The following is a 3,274-nucleotide window of genomic DNA, read 5'->3' as shown; positions in this document are numbered from 1 at the left end:
AGGGGGTGGGGTCCGGGCAGGGAGAACCCGGCGGGAGGCGCGGGGGGGGGCGGGGGGGGTGGCAGCCGGGGGGCTGCCCCCTGGTGGGGGGGCGACCCCCCCCCCCCCACCACACAGTGCTGTCCCGGCCGGGTGTCACTTGACGCCGGAACCTCCAGTGGGTTGCATACGTTCTGTGATCACATACCGGACATCGGGAGCCGCATCATGGACCCGGTGATCGTCGTCGGCGCGGGGCCCGTCGGGCTGTCCCTGTCCCTCGCCCTGGCCGGGCACGGCGTGCCCAGCGTGCTGCTCGACGAGGGGCCCGGCAAGGACGAGCCGCGGCCCGCCCGCAGTGTCGTGCTGCACTCCGACACCGCCGCCATGGCCCACCGGCTGGGCTGTACGACCCTGCGCGACGAGGGCGCGCCCTACGCGGCCTGGCGCACCATGAAGCGCCGTCAGGAAACCCGGCGGATCACGTTCGAGGGCAGCTTCGAGGGGCAGGCTCCCCTGCACCTGCCGCAGCACGCCCTCGTGCGCGGGCTGCGGGCCGCCGCCACGGCGCACCCCCTGGTGCAGCTGGTCGCCGGCGCAAAGCTGGACTCCTTCGAGCAGGACGACCACGGGGTCACCGCCCGCACCCGCGGCACCGAGAGCAGCTGGTGGCGCGGCAGCCACCTGGCCGGCTGCGACGGGGCCCGCTCCACCGTGCGCAAGCTGCTCGGCATCCGCTTCCCCGGCCGGACCGCCGTCGAGCGGCACGCCGTGGCCGCGCTGCGCGCCGAACTGCCCTGGCCCGGCGAAGCGTTGCTGCACCGCAACCCGCCGTCCGGGCCCGAGGAGATCACCGCCCGGCCGCTGCCCGACGGGGTGTGGCGGCTCGACTGGCTGCTTCCCGCGCGCGGGGAACTCGTCACGCCCGACGCGCTCGTCACCCTCATCCGGGACACCCTGGCCCTGTGGTGCGGCGGCACGACTCCCCCGTACGACCTCATCGACACCGGCGTGCACACCCTCCACCACCGGCTGGCCCTGCGCTGGCGCGACGGCCGGGCCTTCCTCGTCGGGGACGCCGCGCACCTGCTCGGCGCGGTCGGCACCCAGGGCGTCGAGGAGGGGCTGCGCGACGCTGAGAACCTCGCCTGGAAGCTGGCCCTGGCCTGGCACCAGGGCGCCTCCGAGGCCCTGCTCGACAGCTACGAGGGCGAACGGCGCACCGCCGTCGCCGCCCGGCTGCGCGCCGCCGACCAGGCCGTGCCCGTACTGCGCGGCGGGGGCGGGCTGCGCACCCTGCTGCCGGGGACGGGGCGTTCCGCCGAGACCCTGCTGACCGACGGGCACCTGGGGCGCGGCCCGCTGGGCGCGCAGCCCGTGTACGCGCCGCCCGTGGCCGTACGCGAGGTCCCGACGGCGACCGAGCCGGGCGGGCCGGTGGCGAACGTGCCCGTGACCGCGCCCGACGGAGCCACCGTCCCGCTGCGCGACCTGCTGGGGCGGGGCCGGCTGCTGGTGCTGCTGGTCGCGCCGGGCACCGGGGTGTGGGACCGGCGGCACTGGCAGAGCGCCGGGGTGATGCCCCGCCTCGCGGCGGCCGTGAGCGCGCTGCCGGTCCCGGCCGACCTGCTGGTCGCCGACTCCTACCCGGGGGCGCCCGCGCACACCGTGCTGCTGGTGCGGCCGGACGGGCACCTGGCGGCCACCTTCGCGGGGGTCCGGCCGGCCGAGCTGTACGCGGCGGCCGACGCCGTCCGGGCGGGCGCCCCGGCGGGCTCTCCCGCGACACCCGCTCCCGTGATCGATTGACCGTTCTCGGGGGCGCGTGGTTCACTCGCGGGCATGACCGGCAACGACGTACGCCTGTGGCGGAGGGTTCACATGGACCTGCTCCGCTACGCGGGCTGCGTGTGTCGCCCCTCCTGCTGATTCGCCTTCCCTCCGCGCGCCCCTGAGCCTTGCCGGCCGGCGCGCGCACCTTCGCGAACCCCCAGGACGGTCACATCCATGCCTTCCCCGCTGCCCACGCACGCCCCCGCCCGCCCGTCGTCCGCCCCGACGGCGGCGGAACTCCTCGACTTCGCCCTGCGCACCGCCGCCGACCCCGGGATCGTCGACTCGCTCCCCCTCGACCCGGAGGGCCGGACCTGGATCCGCCTCGACGGGCCGGGCGGCAGCGAGGCCTGGCTGATCGGCTGGCCGCCGGGCACCGGCACCGGCTGGCACGACCACGCCGAGTCCCGGGGCGCGTTCGCCACCGCGCGGGGCCGGCTCACGGAGCACTCCCTGACGGTACGGCTGCCCTCGGAGGGCTGGCAGAGCCTGGAACTGGCCCCCGACGTGGACCGCACCCGCAGCCTCGGCGCGGTCAGCGGGCGGGCCTTCGGCGAGCACCACGTCCACGAGGTGCTCAACGAGTCCGGCTCGGAGCACGCGGTGTCCGTGCACGCGTACTACCCGCCGCTGCCGCTGATCCGCCGGTACAGCCGCAGCGGACCCGTGCTGCGGCTGGAGCACGTCGAGCGCCCGGCGGACTGGCAGTGAGCGCCGGCGCCGTGGGCATCGACGAGCTGCTGGAGCGGGTCCGCGCCACGTACGATCGCGTCGGCCCGCGGGAGGCGTACGAGGCGTCGCTGGACGGGGCCCTGCTGGTGGACATCCGCTACCAGGCGCTGCGCGAGCGGGACGGGTTGATCCCGGGGGCGGTGGTCGTGGAGCGCAACGAACTGGAGTGGCGGCTGGACCCCCTGGGCTCCCACCGGCTCCCGGAGGCCGTCTCGCACGACCTGCGGGTGGTGGTGGTCTGCAACGAGGGCTACGCGTCTTCGCTGGCCGCGGCGTCGCTGCACGCGCTGGGGCTGCGCCGGGCGACCGACCTCACGGGCGGCTTCCAGGCGTGGCGCGCGGCGGGGCTCCCCACTTCTTGACGCGCCGCTCTCCTTTTTGACGCGCCGCTCGCGCGGTGCGGCGCCGGGGCGCCTTACCGGCTTCGCGCCGCTGCGCCGGACTCCGTCCGGCGGCCCGTGGGGCGGGGCCGGTTCGCGTGGCCGGGGCCGGTGGGCGGGTGCGGGCGGTGGGCCGCTGCGCGGAGCGGTCCCCTACCCGCCCCTCCACCGTTCCCAGGGGCTCCGCCCCTGACCCCGCGCCTCAAACGCCGGCGGGGCTGGGAAACCGGGGCTCCGCCCCGGACCCCGATACCGGGCGCTCCGCGCCCGATGCGCTCAAACGCCGCGCGGGCTGGATTTCGCGCAGCGAAATTCCAGCCTCCCCATCGTCTGGGGGGGGGGGGTCTTGG

General features: G+C 76.8%; 4 protein-coding genes. All 4 read left to right on the top strand.

Annotation, left to right across the window (positions count from 1 at the left end):
• Nucleotides 1-207: 207 nt before the first annotated feature.
• The 4 genes from AC07A6_RS00020 to AC07A6_RS00005 all read left to right on the top strand — a co-directional run bounded on the left by AC07A6_RS00020 (nucleotide 208) and on the right by AC07A6_RS00005 (nucleotide 2,906).
• Nucleotides 208-1,788: an FAD-dependent oxidoreductase gene (locus AC07A6_RS00020; RefSeq protein WP_362461443.1), complete on the top strand. Its 1,581-nt coding sequence runs from the start codon at nucleotides 208-210 to the stop codon at nucleotides 1,786-1,788.
• A 33-nt stretch (nucleotides 1,789-1,821) separates the two neighbouring features.
• Nucleotides 1,822-1,908 (top strand): putative leader peptide, encoded by an 87-nt coding sequence (locus AC07A6_RS00015; RefSeq protein ID WP_311318651.1) that lies wholly within the window; start codon nucleotides 1,822-1,824, stop codon nucleotides 1,906-1,908.
• 78 nt (nucleotides 1,909-1,986) lie between these two features.
• The gene (locus AC07A6_RS00010) at nucleotides 1,987-2,523 is read left to right on the top strand and encodes a cupin domain-containing protein (protein WP_478775396.1); all 537 of its coding nucleotides are present in this window, start codon (nucleotides 1,987-1,989) and stop codon (nucleotides 2,521-2,523) included.
• A complete protein-coding gene (locus AC07A6_RS00005; protein ID WP_362461437.1) occupies nucleotides 2,520-2,906 on the top strand; it encodes a rhodanese-like domain-containing protein in 387 nt (128 codons plus the stop codon). The genes AC07A6_RS00010 and AC07A6_RS00005 overlap by 4 nt, the downstream gene beginning before the upstream one ends.
• Nucleotides 2,907-3,274: the final 368 nt, after the last annotated feature.

It is taken from the genome of Streptomyces sp. NPDC044002 (genome assembly GCF_056434525.1).
Note: the sequence above shows the minus strand (reverse complement) of the source record. Positions and strands in the feature narration are given on the sequence as shown.

What these genes read in the sequence shown, in the direction of transcription:
- AC07A6_RS00020 (WP_362461443.1), top strand. Translation starts at nt 208, where the DNA reads ATGGACCCGGTGATCGTCGTCGGCGCGGGGCCCGTCGGGCTGTCCCTG.
- AC07A6_RS00015 (WP_311318651.1), top strand. Translation starts at nt 1,822, where the DNA reads ATGACCGGCAACGACGTACGCCTGTGGCGGAGGGTTCACATGGACCTG.
- AC07A6_RS00010 (WP_478775396.1), top strand. Translation starts at nt 1,987, where the DNA reads ATGCCTTCCCCGCTGCCCACGCACGCCCCCGCCCGCCCGTCGTCCGCC.